The organism is Sporosarcina sp. QA0331, assembly GCF_055808055.1.
Window position 1 is genome coordinate 326,121 of sequence record NZ_CM147850.1, and the last position, 21,980, is coordinate 348,100.

At 45.4% G+C, this 21,980-nt stretch carries 20 protein-coding genes and 1 riboswitch; of the genes, 14 read left to right on the plus strand and 6 right to left on the minus strand.

The genetic code is table 11. The features are described from left to right. The first annotated feature begins 134 nt into the window (after positions 1-134). From AC0L13_RS01700 to AC0L13_RS01720, 5 genes are all read left to right on the plus strand, one after another. Positions 135-1,664: a DHA2 family efflux MFS transporter permease subunit gene (locus AC0L13_RS01700; RefSeq protein WP_473646807.1), complete on the plus strand. Its 1,530-nt coding sequence runs from the start codon at positions 135-137 to the stop codon at positions 1,662-1,664. Between the two features lie 589 nt (positions 1,665-2,253). Then, complete coding sequence (ltrA, locus tag AC0L13_RS01705; RefSeq protein ID WP_473640407.1) at positions 2,254-3,516, plus strand: group II intron reverse transcriptase/maturase; 1,263 nt, start codon at positions 2,254-2,256, stop codon at positions 3,514-3,516. A 205-nt stretch (positions 3,517-3,721) separates the two neighbouring features. Next, the gene (locus AC0L13_RS01710; RefSeq protein WP_473643318.1) at positions 3,722-5,200 is read left to right on the plus strand and encodes an aldehyde dehydrogenase family protein; all 1,479 of its coding nucleotides are present in this window, start codon (positions 3,722-3,724) and stop codon (positions 5,198-5,200) included. Between the two features lie 136 nt (positions 5,201-5,336). After that, the gene (locus AC0L13_RS01715; RefSeq protein WP_473643320.1) at positions 5,337-6,503 is read left to right on the plus strand and encodes a saccharopine dehydrogenase family protein; all 1,167 of its coding nucleotides are present in this window, start codon (positions 5,337-5,339) and stop codon (positions 6,501-6,503) included. Between the two features lie 28 nt (positions 6,504-6,531). Beyond that, positions 6,532-7,722: an acyl-CoA dehydrogenase family protein gene (locus tag AC0L13_RS01720; protein ID WP_473643322.1), complete on the plus strand. Its 1,191-nt coding sequence runs from the start codon at positions 6,532-6,534 to the stop codon at positions 7,720-7,722. Positions 7,723-7,899: 177 nt separating this feature from the next. Here the strand turns inward: AC0L13_RS01720 and AC0L13_RS01725 are convergent, their stop codons facing one another. Genes AC0L13_RS01725 through AC0L13_RS01740 form a run of 4 tightly spaced genes read right to left on the minus strand, consistent with a single transcriptional unit; the run spans position 7,900 to position 11,686 of the window. Beyond that, positions 7,900-9,096, minus strand: a complete 1,197-nt coding sequence (locus AC0L13_RS01725; protein WP_473643324.1) for a M20 family metallopeptidase — start codon at positions 9,094-9,096, stop codon at positions 7,900-7,902. A 1-nt stretch (position 9,097) separates the two neighbouring features. Then, positions 9,098-9,958: a MetQ/NlpA family ABC transporter substrate-binding protein gene (locus AC0L13_RS01730; RefSeq protein ID WP_473643326.1), complete on the minus strand. Its 861-nt coding sequence runs from the start codon at positions 9,956-9,958 to the stop codon at positions 9,098-9,100. 50 nt (positions 9,959-10,008) lie between these two features. Continuing rightward, on the minus strand, positions 10,009-10,671 hold the full coding sequence (locus AC0L13_RS01735) for a methionine ABC transporter permease (protein WP_473643328.1): 663 nt from the start codon (positions 10,669-10,671) through the stop codon (positions 10,009-10,011). Continuing rightward, the gene (locus AC0L13_RS01740; RefSeq protein WP_473643330.1) at positions 10,661-11,686 is read right to left on the minus strand and encodes a methionine ABC transporter ATP-binding protein; all 1,026 of its coding nucleotides are present in this window, start codon (positions 11,684-11,686) and stop codon (positions 10,661-10,663) included. The genes AC0L13_RS01735 and AC0L13_RS01740 overlap by 11 nt, the downstream gene beginning before the upstream one ends. 105 nt (positions 11,687-11,791) lie before the next feature. Continuing rightward, positions 11,792-11,897, minus strand: a riboswitch (SAM riboswitch). Positions 11,898-12,228: 331 nt separating this feature from the next. Here AC0L13_RS01740 and AC0L13_RS01745 point away from each other — a divergent pair. From AC0L13_RS01745 to AC0L13_RS01785, 9 genes are all read left to right on the plus strand, one after another. Then, entirely contained in the window at positions 12,229-12,786 is a 558-nt protein-coding gene (locus tag AC0L13_RS01745) for a lysophospholipid acyltransferase family protein (protein ID WP_473643332.1), read from the plus strand. An 81-nt stretch (positions 12,787-12,867) separates the two neighbouring features. Beyond that, positions 12,868-14,115, plus strand: a complete 1,248-nt coding sequence (locus tag AC0L13_RS01750; RefSeq protein ID WP_473643334.1) for a serpin family protein — start codon at positions 12,868-12,870, stop codon at positions 14,113-14,115. Positions 14,116-14,188: 73 nt separating this feature from the next. Beyond that, positions 14,189-14,308: an RAxF-45 family protein gene (locus AC0L13_RS01755; protein WP_473646809.1), complete on the plus strand. Its 120-nt coding sequence runs from the start codon at positions 14,189-14,191 to the stop codon at positions 14,306-14,308. 296 nt (positions 14,309-14,604) lie between these two features. Then, positions 14,605-16,467 carry a ribosomal protection-like ABC-F family protein gene (gene abc-f / locus AC0L13_RS01760; RefSeq protein WP_473643336.1) on the plus strand — a complete coding sequence of 621 codons (1,863 nt, stop codon included), beginning with the start codon at positions 14,605-14,607 and terminating at the stop codon, positions 16,465-16,467. A 196-nt stretch (positions 16,468-16,663) separates the two neighbouring features. Further along, positions 16,664-17,029: a DUF2089 family protein gene (locus AC0L13_RS01765; protein WP_473643338.1), complete on the plus strand. Its 366-nt coding sequence runs from the start codon at positions 16,664-16,666 to the stop codon at positions 17,027-17,029. A gap of 12 nt (positions 17,030-17,041) precedes the next feature. Further along, positions 17,042-17,425, plus strand: a complete 384-nt coding sequence (locus AC0L13_RS01770) for a hypothetical protein (RefSeq protein ID WP_473643340.1) — start codon at positions 17,042-17,044, stop codon at positions 17,423-17,425. A gap of 15 nt (positions 17,426-17,440) precedes the next feature. Further along, the gene (locus AC0L13_RS01775) at positions 17,441-17,707 is read left to right on the plus strand and encodes a hypothetical protein (RefSeq protein WP_473643342.1); all 267 of its coding nucleotides are present in this window, start codon (positions 17,441-17,443) and stop codon (positions 17,705-17,707) included. Between the two features lie 96 nt (positions 17,708-17,803). Further along, positions 17,804-18,376, plus strand: a complete 573-nt coding sequence (locus AC0L13_RS01780) for a TetR/AcrR family transcriptional regulator (protein ID WP_473643344.1) — start codon at positions 17,804-17,806, stop codon at positions 18,374-18,376. A 70-nt stretch (positions 18,377-18,446) separates the two neighbouring features. Further along, a complete protein-coding gene (locus AC0L13_RS01785) occupies positions 18,447-20,648 on the plus strand; it encodes a YhgE/Pip family protein (protein WP_473643346.1) in 2,202 nt (733 codons plus the stop codon). Here the strand turns inward: AC0L13_RS01785 and AC0L13_RS01790 are convergent. Beyond that, positions 20,594-20,929, minus strand: coding sequence for a hypothetical protein (locus tag AC0L13_RS01790; RefSeq protein WP_473643348.1), 336 nt, complete (start codon positions 20,927-20,929; stop codon positions 20,594-20,596). The two genes, AC0L13_RS01785 and AC0L13_RS01790, sit on opposite strands and share 55 nt — an antisense overlap. 97 nt (positions 20,930-21,026) lie before the next feature. Beyond that, complete coding sequence (locus AC0L13_RS01795; RefSeq protein ID WP_473643350.1) at positions 21,027-21,905, minus strand: SDR family oxidoreductase; 879 nt, start codon at positions 21,903-21,905, stop codon at positions 21,027-21,029. Between the last annotated feature and the right edge of the window lie 75 nt (positions 21,906-21,980).

A 21,980-nucleotide genomic window follows, 5' to 3' on the forward strand; every position in this document is an offset into this window, starting at 1 on the left:
CGCTTTAATGACAGTGGTGAAAACTTTTTTTATTAGAAGTCGAATTTTTTACTTGCTCATTTTGGACTGTGAGTATAAACTATTAAATTGTGTACGTGAATTGAATGATTATGAATGGAGGAATTCTATTGGAAATGGATATAAAGAAAATGCACGAAAAGCCTCCTTACGGAATGATAGCGATTTTATTCTTCGGGGCGTTCGTCGCGATTTTGAACAATACATTATTGAATATTGCCTTGCCTTCTATCATGAATGAGTTTGCGGTAAAGCCGTCTGCGGTTCAATGGCTGACGACCGGCTATATGCTTGTGAACGGTATCATGATTCCAGCGAGTGCTTTCTTTGTCCAAAAGTTTACGAACCGTAGACTATTTTTAACGGCGATGACGTTATTTACGATTGGAACGGCTTTCGCCATCTTTGCGCCGACATTCGGTTTGCTCGTTGCGTCGCGTATGATCCAGGCATCGGGTTCCGCGTTAATGATGCCGTTATTAATGAACGTTATGCTTGTCGCATTCCCAATTGAGAAAAGGGGATCGGCGATGGGGATGTTCGGGCTTGTCATGTTTACGGCGCCTGCAATCGGGCCGACATTGTCAGGTTGGATTGTCGAACATTATTCATGGCGCACACTTTTTGAAATCGTGTTGCCGTTTGCGATCATTACGATCCTTTTTGCGCTTTGGAAGTTGAAAAATATTACGCCGAATACGTCTGTGAAGCTAGACGTTTTCTCCCTCGCTTTGTCGAGCGTCGGTTTCGGCGGTCTGCTGTATGGATTCAGCTCAGCGGGAGAAAAAGGATGGGGTGCCCCGGTTGTTTATGGGACAATTGCAATTGGAGCGATTGCACTAATTGTATTCATCCTTCGCCAGTTGCGGATGGAAGATCCGATGTTGGACTTTAGAATTTATAAGTACCCGATGTTTGCTCTTGCATCAGTCATTTCGATTGTTTTGTCAGTAGCGATGTTCTCAGGGATGATCCTGACGCCGCTTTACGTTCAGGAAGTTCGCGGCATTTCGCCGTTTGAAGCAGGAATTTTGATGCTTCCAGGTGCAGTGCTCATGGGAATCATGTCGCCGATCACAGGTCGCCTGTTCGATAAATATGGTGCTCGAACACTTGCGATCGTTGGACTGTTGATCACGGTCGTTACGACGTTTTATTTGAGTAGACTTGAATTGCATTCAGGGTATTACTATTTGATGGCGCTTTACACAATCCGGATGTTCGGGATGTCGATGGTCATGATGCCGATCATGACAAACGGTTTGAATCAGTTGCCGATGAAATCGAACCCGCACGGAACGGCGATGAATAATACGCTGCAACAAGTTTCCGGTGCAATCGGTTCTGCGATTCTGCTTACGATCATGACGAAGCGGATGGAGAAATCAGGGGAATCCCTTTTTAAAGATGCAGCGGCAAGCGGGAATATACCTGCTGATAAAGGTGGAATGGCGGCGTTGGAGCATGAAATTGGCTTGAAGGCGATGCTGGACGGCATCAATTACTCGTTCTTCATTGCTACCATTATTGCTGTTGTAGCCTTGATTCTCACGTTGTTCATTAAAAGAGTACTACCTCCGAAATATGAAGACATGAACCTTCCGACTGCGGATGATTCAATTGAAACGAAGACTGTGAAGGAATAAAAAAGGTGTAGACAACTCGTCTACGCCTTTTTTATATTGTGCGCCCAGCATGGGCGTAGTCTATAGGGTGCAAGTCCCGAACTGTGAAGGCAGAAGTAGCAGTTAGCTTAACGCAAGGGTGTCCATGGTGACATGGAATCTGAAGGAAGCGAGCGGCAAACCTCCGGTCTGAGGAACACGAACTTCATATAAGGCTATGTATGATTGGGTGAGTTTGCAATTCAAAACAAAGCCCTTTCTGCCGAAGGTCATATGTAGTAAATGAAGCAGATAGATGGAGGGAAAGACTACGTTCTTACCTGGGGAGGTCTGATTGGTATGCCAAGTACACTTGGTAACCTACTCAGTGATGGGTAGCTGAACAATCAGAAGTCAGCAGACGCCATAGTACCATTCGAACTCGAGAAGAATGGGAAGGGCTGAACAATTAAGAGAGAACAACATCTTGGCATTCAGCAACCTGCGAAGAACACAGATAACCGATAAGGCATGCTTGAAGGAGGAAGTGGTGAATTCCACGGGGGACTTCGAGATGGTGGAGCAGGACTGGCATAAGAAGAACCGTTGTTCACGGAAAGAGGCGTAACGCATGTTGATGGAGCGAATACTGTCACGTGAAAACCTGCTTTCTGCCCTGAAACGGGTGGAGCGCAATAAAGGAAGCTACGGTGTGGATGAAATGCCCGTACAAAACCTACGGAAGCACATCCTAGAACATTGGGAATCCATGAAAATGGAACTTCTTCAGGGAACCTATGAACCGCAACCTGTCCGCAGGGTCGAAATCCCGAAACCTGACGGGGGTGTGCGTCTATTAGGTATCCCTACCGTGATAGACCGCTTTATCCAACAGGCGATAGCCCAAGTATTAACTTCTCTATATGACCCGACATTCTCAGACCATAGTTATGGATTTCGTCCTAATCGAAGTGCTCACGATGGAGTCAGAAAAGCAAGAGGGTACATACAGGAGGGAAATCGCTGGGTTGTCGATATCGACTTGGAGAAATTCTTTGATAAAGTGAACCATGACAGACTCATGGGGACACTTGCGAAACGAATCAAAGATAAACATCTTCTTAGATTAATCCGTAAATATCTCAAATCGGGCATCATGATAAATGGTATCGTGACAATGAGTGAAGAAGGGACTCCGCAAGGAGGACCTTTGAGTCCACTCCTTTCCAACATCGTCCTTGATGAACTTGATAATGAATTGGAGAAGAGGGGGCATAAGTTTGTCCGATATGCCGATGACTGCAATATCTACGTGAGAACACAGAAAGCAGGTAATCGGGTCATGAGCTCCATCACTTCATTTATTGAAGGTAAACTTAAGTTGAAAGTGAACCTGAATAAGTCCGCAGTTGACCGTCCATGGAAAAGGAAGTTTCTTGGCTTTAGTTTCACAAGTGGTAAGGAACCGAAGGTTCGCATTGCCAAGGAAAGTGTGAAGCGAATGAAGAACAAAATCCGTGAAATCACTTCAAGGAAGATACCTTATGCGATGGAATACCGGATCAAGAAACTTAATCAATATCTGATGGGATGGTGTGGATATTTCGCACTGGCTGACACGCCAAGTGTGTTTATTAAATTTGACTCGTGGATTAAAAGAAGACTACGAATGTGTATGTGGAAGAACTGGAAGAAACCAAGTACAAAGGTGAGAAAACTCATTGGACTAGGCGTCCCGAGGGGAAAAGCATATGAATGGGGCAATTCACGTAAAAGTTACTGGAGAATATCTAAAAGTCCGATACTACACAGAACCCTTGGGGACCCGTATTGGAGTTCCCAAGGGCTTAAAAGTCTGATATCTCGTTACGAAGACTTGCGTTATCAATCTTAATTGAACCGCCGTATACCGAACGGTACGTACGGTGGTGTGAGAGGTCGGGAGTTAATCACTCCCTCCTACTCGATTTTGAAGCTTAATTTTAGTGGGTTTTTCCATAATTAATTTAAATAAAAGAAGGAATTCGGAAGGATAATGTCGAAATAGATAGACTGTAAGCGGTTTCAAAAAGTACGTGTTGGAAAGGGGAAATGAGGACATGCAATTAAACAACTTTATCGGAGGTTCCTGGCAGGATAGCGGGGGTGCGAAATATACAGCTGTCACGAATCCGGCAAACGGGGAAGAGCTGGCGCAAGTGCGTTTATCGACGAGTGAAGACGTGGATTTGGCTGTGAAGGCGGCGAAGGAAGCGCAGAAAAAATGGGCGCTCGTTCCGGCACCAAAGCGGGCAGATTACTTATATGCAATCGGCAATCTTATGAAGGAGCGAAAAGAGCATTTGGCTCAAGTGTTGACGCGTGAAATGGGGAAAGTGATCGAAGAGGGCCGCGGCGAAGTACAGGAAGGGATCGACATGGCTTTCTATATGGCCGGAGAAGGTCGGAGGCTGTTTGGGGAAACAGTTCCTTCTGAGCTGCAGGATAAATTCGCGATGAGCGTCCGTGCACCGATCGGGGTCGTCGGATTGATCACGCCTTGGAACTTCCCGGTGGCAATTGCGACGTGGAAGTCATTCCCGGCAATCGTTGCAGGGAATACATTCATTTGGAAGCCGGCTACGGAAACGCCGATGATGGCGTATGAAATGGCGAAGATTTTCGAAGAAGTAGGGCTGCCGGCGGGTGTTGCCAATATCGTATTCGGATCGGGATCAGAAGTCGGCACTGCGATGATCGAGCATCCGGACGTCCGTGTCATTTCATTCACAGGATCAACGGAAACAGGCCGTCATGTTGCGGAAACGGGAGGCCGTCATTTGAAGAAAGTGTCGCTTGAAATGGGCGGAAAAAATGCGGTCATCGTCATGGATGATGCGGATATCGACCTGGCGGTGGAAGGAATCCTTTGGAGCGCGTTCGGTACAGCGGGCCAACGATGCACCGCATGCAGCCGGGTCATCGTGCATAAAGATGTAAAGGAAGAGTTGGAAACGAAATTATTAGCGTCAATGAAGCATTTGACGATTGGGGACGGGTTGGACGAGTCTGTGAAAATCGGGCCGGTCATCAACGGAAAGGCATTGGAGAAAATCCAAAGCTATGTGGAAATCGGGAAAGAAGAAGGCGCGAAGCTGTTGGCAGGGGGAAATGTACTGACAGATGGCGACTTTGAGAAAGGCCATTACTTCGAACCGACTTTATTCACAGATGTAAAATGGGATAGCCGATTGGCGCAGGAGGAAATCTTCGGCCCGGTCGTGTCACTCATTGAAGTCGAAAGCTTGGACGAGGCGGTCGAAGTGAACAACAGCGTCGTTTATGGCTTGTCCAGCTCCATTTTCTCGCAGGATGTGAATAAAGTATTCCGAGCTCAACGGGATCTCGATACGGGAATCGTCTATGTGAACGCAGGAACGACGGGAGCGGAAATCCATCTTCCATTCGGGGGAACGAAGGGAACTGGTAATGGACACCGCGATTCAGGTGTTGCTGCGCTTGACGTATTCACAGAGTGGAAGAGCATTTACGTCGATTTCAGTGGAAAACTGCAACGGGCGCAAATCGACACGGACTAAAGTGAAACTTCAATCAGTGACGTTTTTCCACTGATTGTTAGTTGAACCAATCGGGCAATTACTGGCTGTTGCCCCCTAGCAGGGGGGCTTACAGCCAGTTAATGCGGGATAATCTTGGGTAAAAGGGGATGTTCATATGAAAGTGGTTGTACTAGGAGCAGGCTTAATGGGGAAAGAGGCAGTACGCGATCTAGTGAAAAGTGATGATGTGACGAAAGTGTATTTGGCGGACTTGCATCTAAGAGCGGCGGAAGATTTTGCAGAGCAGCTCATGTCCGACAAATTGGATCTCTTGCAGCTTGATGCGACGAATGATCTTCAGCTGCAGGAAGTGATGGCGCTTGGGGATGTCGTCATTAATGCGCTGTTCTACACGTTCAATGAAAAGGTTGCGAAAACTGCTGTTGATATCGGCGTCCATTCCATCGATCTTGGCGGACATATCGGCGGTGCGACTGATGCAGTATTGGAGTTGGCAGAAAAAGCCGAAGCGAAAGGCGTAACGATCATTCCGGATCTTGGAGTGGCGCCGGGAATGATCAACATTTTGTCAGGCTACGGGGCGAGCAAACTTGACAAGGTGGAAAGCATCAAGCTTTACGTAGGCGGGATACCTGTAAAGCCGGAGCCTCCGCTTAATTACAATGTAGTGTTCTCACTGGAAGGGGTCTTCGATCATTATACTGACCCGTCCCACGTTATCCGAAATGGACAGCTGATGGAGGTTCCTTCATTATCCGAAGTGGAAACGATCCATTTTGATGAATTCGGTGAATTGGAGGCATTCCATACGTCAGGCGGTACGTCAACGTTGACGAAGACATTCCCGAACGTACAGACGCTGGAGTATAAGACAATCCGTTATAAAGGGCATGCTGAAAAGTTCCAATTGCTTGTCGATCTCGGCTTATTGTCGCGCGACAATAAAGTAACAGTAGGCGATAAGCAAGTGAAGGTCCGTGATGTCATGCGTGAACAGCTTTCCCCGCAATTACGATTGGGCGACAAGTCTGATGCCGTCCTTCTTCGAGTCATTGTGAGCGGCGAAGCGCACGGAATGCCAGCGACGTATGAATATAACTTAGTGACGAAAAAGGATCTGTCGGTGAATGAAACGGCGATGGCCCGTGCAACAGCGAACACAATCTCGATCGTCGCCCAAATGATTGGCAACGGGACAATTACGAAACGCGGCGTTCATCCACCGGAAGAAATCGTCCCAGGAGAACAATATATCGAAGAGATGAAAAAGCGCGGAGTTGTCATTGGAGAAACAGTGAAAACACAGGAAGCTCATGTGTAATAGCTAGTAAGGGAAAGGGGTTGGGGAAGTGGATTTTATGTTCACAGAAGAACAACAAATGCTGCGCAAGACGGCACGTCAATTCGTAGATGAGGAGATCATGCCGCATATCCAGCGATGGGATGCGGAGGGCGGATTCGATCCGGCCATTTGGAAAAAGCTCGCGGACTTAGGGTTCATGGGTGTCTGTGTTCCTGAACAATATGGGGGCAGCGGGATGGATTATAACTCTCTCGCGATCCTTTGCGAAGAGCTGGAACGCGGGGATACGGCATTCCGGACGGCGGTTTCCGTCCATATCGGCTTGAATTCCATGACGCTCATGCAATGGGGAACCGAAGAGCAGAAGCAGAAATATTTGGTCCCACAAGCGAAAGGTGAAAAAATCGGTGCATTTGGGCTAACGGAACCTGGCGCGGGCTCCGACGTTGCAGCGATGGCGACGACCGCAGTGCGCGATGGGGATGAATACGTCATCAACGGGCAAAAGACTTGGATTTCTCTTTGCGACGTTGCAGACCATTTCCTCGTCTTCGCATACACGGATAAATCAAAGAAGCATCACGGCATTAGCGCATTCATCGTCGAGCGCACGACACCAGGTTTTTCATCGAAAGCGATCAAAGGGAAATACGGTATCCGTGCGGGCAATACGGGCGAATTATTTTTCGAAGATATGCGCATCCCTGCAGAAAACTTGTTAGGCGAGGAAGGCGAAGGGTTCAAAATCGCGATGTCCGCACTCGATAACGGACGCTTCACAGTGGCGGCAGGCGCAGTCGGATTGATTATGGGCTGCATCGAGGAAAGCGTGAAGTATTGCCACGAGCGCGAAACATTCGGCAAGCCGATCGGCAAGCACCAGCTCGTCCAGCAAATGCTCGCTAATATGGAAGCAGGCTACCAAATGAGCCGCCTCCTTGTTTATCGTGCAGGCGAGTTGAAGAATAAAGGACTGCGTAACACACGCGAAACGTCCCTCGCTAAATGGCAAGCATGTGATTTTGCCAATAAAGCAGCGGACGACGCTTTCCAAATCCATGGCGCGTACGGCTATTCGGATGAATATCCGGTCGCACGCTTCCTGCGTAACTCGAAAGCGCCGGTCATCTACGAAGGAACACGTGAAATCCATACGATCATGCAAGCGGAATATGTATTAGGCTACCGTGAGGATAAAAAGTTAAGCCATATGCTGCCGGAATGGCCGTTTGAATGAATTGTAAATGAGACTGGCTAATATATTCCTTTGAGAGGTTGCGTTTGCTGAAAGACTTCAAGGAGGAAGCCTTTCTACGTTTTTGTTCTTTTTATTCTGCTCTATTTTACATGGGGTATATATGCATTAAAAAACCGGACAATACACGAATGGAAAGTGTTGTCCGGTTTGCTATGTTTACTGATGTGATTTTGCTTCCAATGCTTGCGCGTGACTTACTTTAACTTCGCTTAAAAGTGCTGCGTCTGTCAGTAAGTCAAGCCCTGTTTTTGCAAGCGCTTCTGCGCCGATCAGGAGCGCTTCCATACCGCGATCAGATTTGGCTGCTTCGCGGAACGGTACAGTATGTCCGATCAAATCATCATCACCAATTTTAATATAAGGATGGGCAGTAGGCACTTCATAACTGATATTTCCTGCATCTGTCGATCCAAGACCTTTTCTTTTTTCAGTATAGACGATTTCCCCAAGAGATTCGAGGTTGTTTTTCACTGCTTGATCAAGTGCGTCTGTAATGACGAAATCTTTCACTTCATTTTGAAAGCGTTCGATTTTGACAGTAGCGCCAGTAGAAAGTGCGGCACCTTCTGCAATATTCCGTATTTTTGCCGCGATTTCTTCTGTCCGTTTCCAAGTGGACGCGCGAATGAAAAACCGTGCTGAAGCATATTCGGGAATTATGTTCGGCGCTTCGCCGCCATGTGTAATGATGCCGTGCACACGGATATCTTGCGGGAATTGTTGACGAAGTGCATTAATACCGTTGAAGAGTAATATGACTGCGTCAAGTGCGTTAATGCCATGCTCGGGTGCACCTGAAGCATGGGCTGGCTTGCCGTAAAAATGGAAATCCAATGGATCGACAGCTAACGAGTTTGACGTTACGCCTGTTTTTCCGGAAGGATGGGCCATTAATGCAACGTCTACATCACTTAAATAACCGTGGCGGACGAAACTTCCTTTGGCACTGCCGTTTGGACCGCCTTCTTCTGCAGGAGTTCCTAGGACGACCACTTTTCCGCCAGTAGATTCAAGTTCTTTGGAAAGTGCAATCGCAGCGGCGACACTCGTCGTTCCAATAATATTATGTCCGCAAGCATGGCCGATTCCTGGCAGGGCATCGTATTCTGCCAAATAAGCAATTGTCGGACCTGGTTTCGAACTTGAGAACTGTGCGTAAAACGCGGTTTCGTGACCTGCAACATTTGTTTCCACTTCGAACCCTTCGGAGCGAAGCAAAGTCGTTAATTGCTCACAGGCAAAATACTCTTCATTTCCGATTTCAGGGTTGGCGTGGATCGATAGGCTCGTTTCAACAAAGCGTGCACGATTTTCCGTTAAAAATGAATGGATTTGATTGGTTGTCGTCGTCAATTTACTCTTCCCCCTTCAATTGTTCGAATGTATCGATTAGCTGATCTTGCGGTATGTTCAATAAAATTGAGCCGCCATTCGTTTCTTCTTCAATTGCTTTCTTCACTTGTTCAGACTGGTAAAGCTCGATGATTTTTAAATACGTCTCGTTTTGTGCATCCTCCGCACGTGCTGCAAAGACATTCACATAAGGTAAGGCGTTTTCACTGTCGCCATCTTCCAAAAAGATTGGATCCTCAATAGGATTGAACCCGGCCTGTCCAGCGATCCCGTTGTTGATAAGGGATGCTGCAACATCTTGTAGTACACGGGGCGTCTGTTGCGCAACCATAGGGATGATTTCCAAGTTTTTAGGGTTCTCTTCTATGGATGTTGTATCTCCGAAAAGTCCAGTGCCTTCTTTTAATTTGATGAGGCCTGCAGTTTCCAATAATCGTAAAGCACGTCCTAAATTAGAAGGGTCATCGGGAACCGCAATTTTGTCGCCTTCTTTTATGTCGGAAATATCGTCAAGCTTATCGGAATAAATGCCGAGCGGAGCGATAACAGTTGAACCAATCGGTACGATATCAACATTGTTCTCTTCAGCAAATTGACTTAAAAATGCGATATGCTGGAATGAATTCAAATCGATGTCGCCATTGGCAAGCGCATTGTTCGGTAATGTGTAGTCCGCGAATTCTTTCAACTCAATTGTAATGCCTTCTTCTTTCGCCAACTCTTTTAGCACATTCCACTGCTCACCGTCTGCTCCAGTAACACCAATTACTACAACATCATCGTTAGCAGATCCATTATTACCGCAGGCAGCAAGAATGGATAGCAGTAAAAGAATTCCAAGTGATTTAATAATGTTTTTCATAGTGAATCCTCCAATTGTTTTTTATTTAAAAATGTTTCAATTTGAATTTGTTAACGGCGCATCACTTTCTTAGATAAGAAGTTTCCGATCCATTGCGCAAACTGAACAAGAATAATCAGAATAACGACCGTAACAAACATGACTGAACTGTCGAATCGTTGGTAGCCATGCGTCATCGCAACGTGGCCCAATCCGCCACCGCCAACTGTCCCTGCAACAGCTGAAAAGTCGATCAAACCGACCGTAACGAAAGTCAATCCAAGGATGAGTGGTCCAAGCGCTTCAGGGATCAATACTGTGAAAATGATTTGGCGCGGACTTGCTCCCATTGCTTCAGCAGCTTCGATGACACCCGGATCGATACTGATCAAGTTGTTTTCGACGACTCTTGCGACAACGAACGATGCAGCAATCGTCATTGGGAAAATGGCAGCCGCCGTCCCGATCGTCGTTCCAATCACTTCGCGTGTAACAGGTGAAAGAACGAAAAGCAAAATGATGAAAGGAATCGGACGAATGATGTTAATAAAGAAATTTAGTAAACCTGAAATGAACCGATTTTCAAGTATATTTCCTTCTCTTGTGGTAAACAGAAGAATGCCTAATGCCATCCCGATAATTGAACTAAAAACCAAAGTTCCTAAAACCATCGTAATCGTTTCACCGGTCGCCTCTACAATACGAATCCAAAACGTCTCCCAATTAACTTTCATTTGTATTCACCTCCTCAATGTCCACGATATCTTTCAATTCCTGGATACAAGCTGTCACTGCATCATTTTTTCCTTCGAATGAAACGACTAGATTGCCAAAAAACTGTTGCTGCAGTTCCCGGATAGAACCGTAAATGATATTGAAATCAATTTGATGCTTTCGAGTAACTGTTGATAAAATAGGGTCGCTTGCCCGTTCCCCTTTGAAAATGATGCGGTACAAAGTGGTTCCGCCTTTTGCCCGCCATTCATTAAGCAGTTGAGGGGAGGGCAAGCTTTGTTCAGTGGCGGCTATGAATTCTTTTGTCGTTGCATGCTGAGGATTGGTAAATGTTTCGAACACTTCGCCTTGTTCAATAACTATCCCCGTCTCCATTACGGCAACACGGTTGCAGACAGATTGGATAACCTGCATTTCGTGTGTGATCAGCAGGATTGTAATCCCTAATTCCCGATTCACTTTTTGCAATAGATTCAAAATATCACGCGTCGTGTTCGGGTCAAGTGCGGACGTCGCTTCGTCGCATAGCAGAATTTCCGGGTCTGTTGCAAGTGCGCGGGCAATGCCGACACGCTGTTTTTGCCCTCCTGATAATTGCTCGGGATAACTTTTCGCTTTATCCGCAAGACCTACGAATTGAAGAAGTTGTTTCACTTTTGCGTTCCGTTCTGCTTTAGGTACCTTTGATAGTTTCAAAGGGTATTCGACATTTTGTTCCACAGTGCGGGAAGAAAAGAGATTGAAGTTTTGAAATACCATTCCGATCTTTCTGCGCACTCCCCGAAGCTGTTTAGGCTTCAGTTCATGCAAGGGAGTTTTTTTGATAAGAATTTTCCCTTCAGTCGGACGTTCCAGGCCGTTGACAAGTCGGATCAATGTGCTCTTTCCGGCCCCGCTGAATCCGATAATGCCAAAAATATCGCCTTCCTCAACGTCAAATGTCACCTTTTTGACTGCTTCGACTTTCCTGTTTCCGACAACAAATGTTTTCGATACATTTTCGAATGTAATCATAAAATCCCCTCCAAATAAAAACGCCTTCTTTTTCCATATCTATAAGAAGATATGAAAAAAGAAGGCGTTTCTACTAAATTTGTAGAATATGAAAAAGCTTCTCTCTTCTTATCTTCCAAACAGAAAACTGTTTGCAGGAATTGGCACGTAGTTTAAAAAAACCGTTGCCGAGATGTCATAGGGCCTGTCCCTCAATCTCTCTTGATAAGAAATTTTGTATGAAATTTGAATTGCTTACAACTTTACCACGATTAAAAATAATGTCAACTAAGTTTATTAGTTTTGTTGAAGATTAAATATATAAATAAGTCTAATTATTATAAGTGGAGGAAGGATGAAGTTCCGTTCTTCTTGGTACGATGACGGTTTATATTCAATTAAATTTGTTGCATTTAACCGCAAAAAGTACCTGTCAATTTTGAAGGTAAACGTGGATTTTTTCGATCATACAAGCGGGATAAGTGCCTGGTTAGTTGTAAAATAATGTAGTTAGTTTATAATTAGTACCAGGTACTAAATGTTGATGATAACGGGAGGGCAACATGTATAAATTAACAGCCGCATTGGCAAAGTTCATCTTTTTCATCATTATCAAAATCGAATTAAAGAATATACACAAACTACCTGAAAATGGGGGATACGTAATTACGTGTGCACATCGAGGATGGTTGGAAATTATCGCGCTCGGTATTTCATTGCCTCGACCGATTCACTTCATGGCAAAGAAGGAACTCTTTAGAATAAAAATAGTTGCTGCTTTCTTAACGAACATTAAAGCTTTTCCAATTGACCGTGAAAACCCGTCACCTAGTAGTATTAAAAAGCCTATAAAATTACTGAAGTCCGGAGAAATTGTTGGGATATTTCCAAGTGGAACAAGGACAGCAGAGGGTGCCCCAGCAAAGCGCGGAGCCGTCACCATAGCTGGTCTGGCAAGAGTCCCGATTGTTCCGGTCACATATAAAGGGCCAGCGAATTTGAAAGACATTTGGAAATGCCGAAAAGCGACAATCACAATTGGCGATCATTTCTTTGTCGAGAAAGCGGGCAAAGAAGAAATCAGTACATATACGGAGAAATTAGAAAGGGAAATCAATTAGCTTGAAAATATAGAAGCAGGCATGTTTCTTGTAACCTTTTCCATCCCGATGAAGTCTACGTTTACAAGGACGGTGATTCATTTGAAAAGGAAATTTACCGCTTCACTTATTGGAATGATCCTATTGCTGCCTATGACGGGCTGTGGAACAAGTACTAATCAAAGCAGTCTTCAAATTGCTGAAGGAGTTGAATTTGGAGAAATGGATTATGAAACAATCGTTGAACCGAACAACGAATTGGGCTTCAAGTTACTAAAAGAAATCGAAGCGGATGATGACGGTAATCTGTTCATTTCTCCGACGAGTCTAATGATGGCGCTGGCGATGGTTTATAACGGCGCGGACGGAGTGACGAAGGAAGAAATCTCGAAAGCTTTACAAATGGAAGGGATAGACCCGATAGACCTGAATAAAGCAAATGCCTCCTTTATGACGATGCTGAATAAAGACAACGACGCCATTCAACTTCAAGTCGCCAACTCCATTTGGCTAAACGACCAATATAAGTTTCAAGACGGATTTGCTAATCAATCAAAGGATTATTTCAACGCGAAAATCATGGAAATTGACATTACGAGCAATGATTCGCCAAAACAAATCAATGACTGGGTGAAAAAAGCGACAAATGGCAAAATCGACAAAATGGTCGATGAACCGTTGGATGATAATCTAGTTGCGATGCTGTTGAACGCCATTTATTTCAAAGGAGATTGGACATATCCATTTGATAAAAAAGAGACTAATGATAAAGCGTTCTATCTCAATGACGGAACTGATAAAGAAGTATCTTTCATGAAGTTGCAGGAGAAGTTATTGTACATGGCGAACAGTGAATTCCAAGCCATTCAACTGCCGTATGCGGATGGCGAAATGAGCATGACAGTCATCTTGCCGAATGAAGGCGTTGGTTTAGATGTATTTCAAAGTACTTTAACAAATGGTAAATGGGAAGAAATTCAATCGGGGATGAATAGCACGCGTGGAACGATTCTTCTTCCGAAGTTCAAAATGTCGTATGAAACGGAACTAAATGATGCACTGGAAGCCCTCGGCATGGTAAGCGCATTCTCTGGTAATGCAGATTTTAGCAAGATGGTTGAAGGTGATGCTTCGCTGTTCATTAGCAAAGTTAAACAAAAAACATATATCGATGTGAATGAAGAAGGAACCGAAGCAGCTGCTGTGACAGGTATTCAAGTGGACACTACTTCTGCGCCTGTAGACGACCCATTCGTCATGGATGTGAACCGACCGTTTTTCTTTGCGATTACCGATGATGAAACAGGAGTTGTTTTGTTCATGGGCGTTGTCGCGAATCCTGAAATGTAGAAAAATTCAATTGTGAAAACGAAACATTCATGCTAAACTATTCTTACTATAAATCGGACGGAGGTGAGGAATGATGTTGGACACTGTGTATGCACGTGAAAGTTTACTGGAATATTTAGCCACTTCATGTGCGATTACTCATGAAATTACCGTCAACGGGATACGTATGCCCTTTTTTAGACAATTTCAGTAATCACACAGCTGTTTAGCACATCATTTCTTACTATTGAAGTAGGAAGGGATTGCTCAGTGGCAGTCTAATATTGTAGACAATCTCATTATTCTTTGGTGCGTTCCTCAGACTGATTGAAAGCGCTTGTCAGTCGAGGCGCGCAGGATGAGGCGGAAGCGAATAGAACTTTAGTTCATGAGCTTACAACGAATCCAAGCAACGAAGAATGCGAGCGCTTGTCAACAGTCTGAGGCTGCCTAGACGCAGTCTTTTTTTGTGCTTTCCTTGCTGTGAAATCAGAGAGGAAGCGGAAAATTATGATCTGTACAATACAACAAGTAAGCAAAATGTTAGGTGGCAACACCATTTTTGAAAATCTTTCATTGGACATTAAAACAGGTGACAAACTAGGTGTCGTCGGACGAAACGGAAGCGGGAAAACGACGTTATTCAAGCTCATTGCGGATGTCGAACGGCCGGATGCTGGGCGCATCCATTTTAAGAAAGGTTCCAAAATCGGATATTTATCGCAAATCCCTTCATTCGAACAGCCGATGACCGGATATGAAGTGCTTCAAAGCGCATTTGCGGAATTAAGAACCATTCAACAGCAGCTATCCGAAATGGAAATGGAATTATCGAATCCGGATACGGCGGACATGGAGCGGCTGCTTCTTCGATACGGCCAATTGCAGGATGAGTTTGTCCGTCGCGACGGGTACGCGATGGATTCGGAAATCGAAAAGATTATTAACGGTCTACAATTACGTGCGTTCGTCGAGCAGGATTTCAGCCAGATGAGCGGCGGGGAACAGACGAAAATCATGTTAGGGAAGCTACTGCTCACAGAGCCGGATTTACTTCTATTAGATGAACCTACGAACCATTTGGATCTATTCGCGGTCGAATGGCTGGAGGCATATTTAACGGAATATGCAGGGACAGTCGTCATCATTTCACATGACCGTTATTTCCTTGATAACGTCGTGACAAAGATAGCGGATCTGGAAGACGGAGAGCTTCATCTGTACTACGGCAATTACAGTTCATTCGTCAAAGAAAAAGAAGAGCGGCTCCTGCGCGAATTCCAGGACTATGAGGAGCAACAGAAGAAGATCAAGAAAATGAAAGAGGCAATCAAGCGGCTTCGTATATGGGCGAACGAAGCGAATCCGCCGAATGCGGGTTTGCATCGGCAAGCGAGAAATATGGAGCGGGCGCTTGAACGAATGGAGAAGCTGCGGAAGCCGTTAATTGATCCTCGAAAAATGGCATTGTCCTTTGAGGCTGCGCCGAGAAGCGGCAAGGAAGTCGTCATCATGCAAGAAGCTGTAAAATCATTCGGTACAAATGAATTATTGCGCGGCGCCAATCTACAGGTTCTTTGGAAGGACCGGGCGGCGATTGTTGGACGGAATGGAAGCGGGAAAACGACTGTACTGAAAATGCTTCTAGCCGAGCTTGCCCCCGACGAAGGGGTTTGCAAATTGGGGGCCAGTGTAAAAGTGGGATTCTTGTCGCAACACTTCGCGATCAATGAACCTAAAGCCCGTCTGATTGACGTATTCCGTAAAGATATTGGCGTTGAGGAAGGCGAAGCACGGCATATACTTGCGAAGTTCATGTTTTACGGACCGGATGTATTTAAAAGGATTGGTGATTTAAGCGGTGGCGAACGTACGCGATTGCGGCTTGCCCAGCTCATGCATCAAGATGTGAACTTCCTCGTATTGGACGAACCGACAAATCATTTGGACATCGAATCACGGGAAGTGCTCGAAGATGCATTGGAAGATTTTCCAGGAACGCTTCTCGCCGTTTCACATGACCGATATTTCTTGAATAAATTATTTTCCCGCACGGCGTGGCTTGAAGACGGAATGATGACGATGTTTGAAGGTCCTTTCGACTGGGCTCGGCAGAAATGGGTTGAATTGCAGCAGACGAAAGTCGCGGAATCTCCAAAGCAAACACCGGTTAACAAGAAGCCGAGGTCGAGTAAGGAAACAAACATAGAAGAGGAAATCGCTTCTTTGGAACTTCAAATAGAACGTTTGGAAAAGAATATAGCTATGGAAACCGACTGGAGTGATTACGAATCTAAGACGGCGAAAATTAATGCGTTGCAGAAAAAGCTGGATGAGTACTATGAACAATGGCTGGTTGAAAGCGAATCGTAAATAAAGATTTATCGACACAAAAGGTGAAGGAGCTCAAACTCCTTCACCTTTTTAAATGTAAGTTTGAAAATAGTGATGAAATTAAAGTCTATAATTAATATTATTAATTCTGGAGTTAAAATAATTAATTTCATGCTTGCTATTTAGAAATAGATGAGATATGATGAATTCAAATGAAAGGGGAATTCAGATAATTATGGCATATCCCGTTATTAGTCATTGCCCTGTTTGCGACGAAACGCTGAAAGTTACAAAACTTCATTGTAACCGATGCCATACATCCATTGAAAATGAATTTGAGCTTTCCAAATTGGCAGCGTTGTCTGGGGAACAACTCCATTTTGTCGAAGTGTTTTTGGCATGCAGAGGCAATATTAAAGAAGTTGAAAAAGAACTTGGAATTTCGTATCCGACTGTCCGAGGCAAGCTGAATGAAGTTGTCGGCTCGCTCGGCTATGAGATAAAAAAGAAAAACGAGGTGGATGAGAAGAAAGTCGTTGCCATGTTAGAAAGCGGAGAAATCACTCCGGAAGAAGCAATTAAACTGTTAAAAGATGAATAGGGGGAATTCATAATGAAAACGGAAATTGAAAAAGTGTTGATGCTTGTACAAGAGGGGAAAGTGGACGCGGAGAAGGCGTCAGAGCTAATTGAAGTATTGAAAAATAGGGATTCAGGAAGCGTATCATCTAAGCCGACTGCATATACAGATAAGACATTGAAAATTCGTGTCGTATCGGCGGATAACGACAATGTTTCTGTCAACTTGCCAATCAAGCTTATCAAAGTCCTGTTAAAGGCGGGTCATAATATTGCGGGGAACATTCCTCAATCCGAGAAGTACGTGAAAGACATTGATATCGATGTGCTTATCGAGGCAATTGATAATGAATTAGACGGACAAATCGTGGATGTCAAATCGGCTGACGGCGATACGGTTTCCGTGTTTATCGAATAAATGATGCGCGTCAAAGTGAAGGCAGATAAGGTGCGCTTGTTCATCCCGGTCCCGTATGTATTCCTGACAATCGGCATCATGATCCTATCTTCCGAACGGCTTCAGCTGCTCATTAATAAATGGATTGTCGATCATTCTGAAGAAAAGGAAAAAGTGTTTGTAATTCCGCCATTAGATAAAAAAGAACTAAAAAGCATTGTGACAGAGTTGAAAAAACATAGAGGGCTAGGATTAGTGAACGTCAAAGCGAAAGACGGCACAGAAGTTATCGTGAAACTATGATAGCTTCTTTTTTTTGTTGCAATCCTGGATGAATGGGTGTAATATAATGACCGGATGACCGAAAATGTATTTTGGTCAATGAGGCGAGGTGAGGAATTGGATCGCAGGCAAGAAATTTTAGAGGCGGCTGCCAAATCGTTTTCGTTATTTGGCTATAAAGCGACGACGATGGACCAAGTCGCCAAAATAGCGAATGTCGGAAAAGGGACGATCTATACATTTTTCGCAAACAAAGAAGAGCTGTTCAACGCAATCGTCCTGCAAATGGTCGAAGAAATGCGAGCGGCATCTGACGCGGCAACTGTCGAAGGTGCATCATTCGAACGAAATGCCCATGCACGGCTTATGCAAATGTTGAAATTCCGGGAGACGCATCAATTGTACGCCAAATTGATTGACGAAGGAAAAGAATTGCGCACACCTGCCGTCATTGAAGTGCTTGCTCAAATTGAAAATGAAATTGTCTCTTATATTAAAGCGAAAATTGAGCGGGCAGTCGACAAAGGCGAATTAAAGCCTTGCGACAGTGAGCTTATCGCATTCCTTCTGTTCAAATCGTATTTGGCGCTTGTCGTCGATTGGGGGAAAACCCATGAGGATGAAGAGCTGTCCGAAGAACGGATTGCAGGATTATTAGGCAGTACTATTTTTACAAGTCTCTTAGCTTGAGACTCTTTTTTTATTCACAATTGACCGAATGAGGTTTTTGGTCAATTAGTACAAATGGAGGAATGAATGGATGAAAAAATCAATGATATTCGCGGAATGGAAACAGCTTCTTCGTACAAGAAAATTACTTGTACCGATGATTGCCATCCTTTTCATTCCGGTTTTATATGCGGGCATGTTTTTATGGGCATTTTGGGATCCATATGCCAATATGGGTGCATTGCCTGTAGCGATCGTCAATTTGGATGAAGGAGCAGAGTTGGAAGGAAAACAGCTTGCGCTAGGCGATGAATTGGTCGACAAACTGTTAGAAGGCAATAATTTCAATATCCAAGAAGTTTCCAAGGCGGACGCGGAGGCAGGCTTGAAAAATCAAGACTACTATATCGCGATTGAAATACCGGAGAACTTTTCGCAGCATGCTACGACTTTGCTGGATGAAAATCCTGAAAAGTTGACGATCGTGTATAAGCCGAATGAGGGCTTCAACTTCCTGTCCGCCCAAATCGGGGAGACGGCGATGGAACGGATCCGGGCGGAAGTGAATGACAAAGTTGCGTCGACGTATGCGGAGCAGTTGTTTGACTCCATCAATGAAATGGGAACTGGTTTCGGCGAAGCTGCGGACGGTGCAGGCGAATTGCATGATGGTGCAAATGAACTTGCAAAAGGCGCGGATGATTTGAAAGGGTATTTGGAAACATTGGCGTCCAGCACCATTACGTTGAAGGATGGATCCGACAAGTTGGCGAAGGGAACAATGGAAGCCGCGAAAGGTGCTGCGGATTTGAATAAAGGAATCGGCGCGCTTTCTACTGGTGTCGAAGATCTTCGCACGGGTGCAAGTAAAGCGAGTACGGGCGCATCCGATTTGCAGTCGGGAATCACTGATTATACGGCTGGTGTGGAGAAATTGAGAGCTAGCTATGCGCAAATTGCGGAGAAAGAAGCCGAGTTTGGAAAAGCAGTTGGAACAATCAAAGAAAAAACAGCTGCGTTGAATGGGTCTGCTCATAAACTTGCAGATGCTTCGAAAAATGTAAATGCGGGCATCAATGACCTATCCGAAAAGTTGGCGCCTGTATTAGCTTCATTGCCGGAGGATCAGCAGGCAGGTTTGAAAGCGGCATTAAGCCAATTGCAACAAGGAAGTGCTGAACTATCAGGCGGTATGAGTGAGCTTTCTTCTGGAACTGCGGCGCTAAGCGACGGAACTGCCCAATTGAACAGCTCAGCTAGTCAATTGCGCGACGGCCATGCGCAAGCACTTACAGGTCTTAATGAATTAAACGGATCTTCCGCTAAGCTCGTTGAAGGGTCTTCTGCACTTACAGAAGGGAACGGCGCTTTGGCAGCCGGTCTTGATCAGCTTTCTGAAGGAGTTGCGAAAGCACAGAAAGGATCTTCTGATTTGGCTTCTGGCTTGAATGAATTGAATGCGGGCACTAGAACGTTGAAAGAAGGAACCGGTACGCTTGCTTCGAAATCGAAAGAGCTTGCGGACGGCTCTGCGAAGTTGACGGACGGCATGAATGAGTTGAATGAAGGAACAATGACATTGCAAGAAAAACTAGCGGAGGCGAATGCAACCGCGGGCGAAGTGAATCCGAACGAGAAAACGTATGAAATGGCGGCCTCTCCGGTTGATGTCGAAAAAGAGGGCATTAATGAAGTGCCGAACTACGGTACAGGATTCGCGCCGTACTTCCTATCACTCGGCTTGTTTGTCGGGGCATTGTTAGTGTCAATCGTCTTCCCGCTCGTCGAACCGGCAATCAAACCGACAGGCGCATTCGGCTGGATGGCGAGCAAGGTTTCCGTCTTGACAATTGTCGGACTTGTGCAGGCGTTAGTCGCAGTTGGCATTATCAAAGGTGCCCTTGGAATGGAAACGGTCAATTTGCCGTTGTTCATTTTGACAGCGATCATTACGAGCTACACGTACATCGCAATCGTTCAGATGTTGGTGTCGTTGCTCGGCGACCCAGGCCGTTTCATTGCAATCCTCGTATTGATTTTGCAATTGACGACGAGTGCAGGAACGTTCCCATTGGAATTAATTCCTGAACCACTTCAAGTGTTCAATACGTTGTTGCCGATGACATATTCGGTCCAAGCCTTCAAGGCGGCGATCTCCACTGGGGACATCGCGCATCTTTGGACAAGCAATGGCGTGCTGATCGGCTTCATGGTTGCATGCTTGGCAATTACGTTCGGTTATTTTGCATTGGTCTTCAAAAAACGGTATTCCAGAGATACTGTTGAAGCATAAGAAAAAGCGATTTGCAGATGAAGTTCTGCAAATCGCTTTTTTAATATGGGAGAGACTTTGGGCGCGCTCCAAGTGAAGGCGTCCGCGTCCAAAGCGAGCAGTTGCACGTCCAAAGTGAAGGCGTCCGCGTCCAAAACGAGCGGTTGCACGTCCAAAGTGAAGGCGTCCGCGTCCAAAGCGAGCAGTTGCACGTCCAAAGTGAAGGCGTCCGCGTCCAAAGCAAGCAGTTGCACGTCCAAAGTGAAGGCGTCCGCGTCCAAAGCAAGCAATTGCGAGTCCAAAGTGAAGGCTCCGCGTCCAAAGCGAGCCGTTGCGCGCCAAAGTAGATGCTGCGCTCAAAGCACAGCATTCCGCACTCAAAGCATCATCTCTTAAAAATCAAGAACCTACATAATCCCCGCCATCAACATGAATTGTCTGCCCCGTCATATAGCTGGAATCATTAGAAGCAAGGAAGACGTACGCCGGTGCGTTCTCCGCCGGCTGCCCGCGGCGTTTCACGGGTGTATCTGCTCCGTGCTGCTCTACTTTTTGAGCGTCGAATGTTGCAGGGATCAATGGTGTCCATATTGGCCCCGGTGCCACTGCGTTGACGCGAATTCCTTTTGTAGCCAAGCTCAAGGCGAGTGAGCGGGTGAAGCTTGTAATGGCGCCTTTCGTTGCCGAGTAATCGATCAGTCCAGGAGAGCCGTTATACGCCGTGATGGAAGAAGTATTGATGATGCAGTCGCCTTCTTTCATATTGGCAAGAGCTGCTTTCGATAAATAGAATAGGCCGAAGAAATTAGTATCGAACGTTTCACGTAGCTGGTCGCTCGAAATTTGTGAGATGTCGTCTTGCGGGAACTGCTTTCCGGCATTGTTCACGAGGATATTCAAACTGCCGAATTCCTGGATGACATCGTCGATCAGCTTCTCGCAATTTTCCTCTTCACTAATATCGATGCGAATTTTCTTCGCTTTTCCACCGTATTGTTCAATCAACTCAACGGTTTTATTCGCATCGACATCTTCGGCTTCGTCCAAGTAGGCGATTGCCACGTTGGCGCCTTCTTTAGCAAAAGCCACAGCGACGGCTCGTCCGATTCCGCTATCTCCGCCGGTAATCAGGGCGTTTTTCCCTTTTAATTTACCGGACCCTTTATAATTTTCATCGTCATAGAGGGGAGGTGGAGTCATCTCCGCTTCGATTCCGGGCTGCTGATTTTGTGTCTGTGGTGTCACTTGTTCATCTTTTTTTTCGTACTTGTCATTCATTGTCATATTCCTCCTCGAAAATATCGTTTACAATGAGATATTCCCTGTAATGGAACCATTAAACTTTCAAGATGT

Coding starts and splice junctions, on each gene's coding strand:
- AC0L13_RS01785 (WP_473643346.1), top strand. CDS start 18,447: ATGAAAAAATCAATGATATTCGCGGAATGGAAACAGCTTCTTCGTACA.
- AC0L13_RS01755 (WP_473646809.1), top strand. CDS start 14,189: ATGTTGGACACTGTGTATGCACGTGAAAGTTTACTGGAATATTTAGCC.
- AC0L13_RS01735 (WP_473643328.1), bottom strand. CDS start 10,671: ATGAAAGTTAATTGGGAGACGTTTTGGATTCGTATTGTAGAGGCGACC.
- AC0L13_RS01715 (WP_473643320.1), top strand. CDS start 5,337: ATGAAAGTGGTTGTACTAGGAGCAGGCTTAATGGGGAAAGAGGCAGTA.
- AC0L13_RS01770 (WP_473643340.1), top strand. CDS start 17,042: ATGAAAACGGAAATTGAAAAAGTGTTGATGCTTGTACAAGAGGGGAAA.
- ltrA (WP_473640407.1), top strand. CDS start 2,254: ATGTTGATGGAGCGAATACTGTCACGTGAAAACCTGCTTTCTGCCCTG.
- AC0L13_RS01700 (WP_473646807.1), top strand. CDS start 135: ATGGATATAAAGAAAATGCACGAAAAGCCTCCTTACGGAATGATAGCG.
- AC0L13_RS01795 (WP_473643350.1), bottom strand. CDS start 21,905: ATGAATGACAAGTACGAAAAAAAAGATGAACAAGTGACACCACAGACA.
- AC0L13_RS01745 (WP_473643332.1), top strand. CDS start 12,229: ATGTATAAATTAACAGCCGCATTGGCAAAGTTCATCTTTTTCATCATT.
- AC0L13_RS01710 (WP_473643318.1), top strand. CDS start 3,722: ATGCAATTAAACAACTTTATCGGAGGTTCCTGGCAGGATAGCGGGGGT.
- abc-f (WP_473643336.1), top strand. CDS start 14,605: ATGATCTGTACAATACAACAAGTAAGCAAAATGTTAGGTGGCAACACC.
- AC0L13_RS01765 (WP_473643338.1), top strand. CDS start 16,664: ATGGCATATCCCGTTATTAGTCATTGCCCTGTTTGCGACGAAACGCTG.
- AC0L13_RS01740 (WP_473643330.1), bottom strand. CDS start 11,686: ATGATTACATTCGAAAATGTATCGAAAACATTTGTTGTCGGAAACAGG.
- AC0L13_RS01730 (WP_473643326.1), bottom strand. CDS start 9,958: ATGAAAAACATTATTAAATCACTTGGAATTCTTTTACTGCTATCCATT.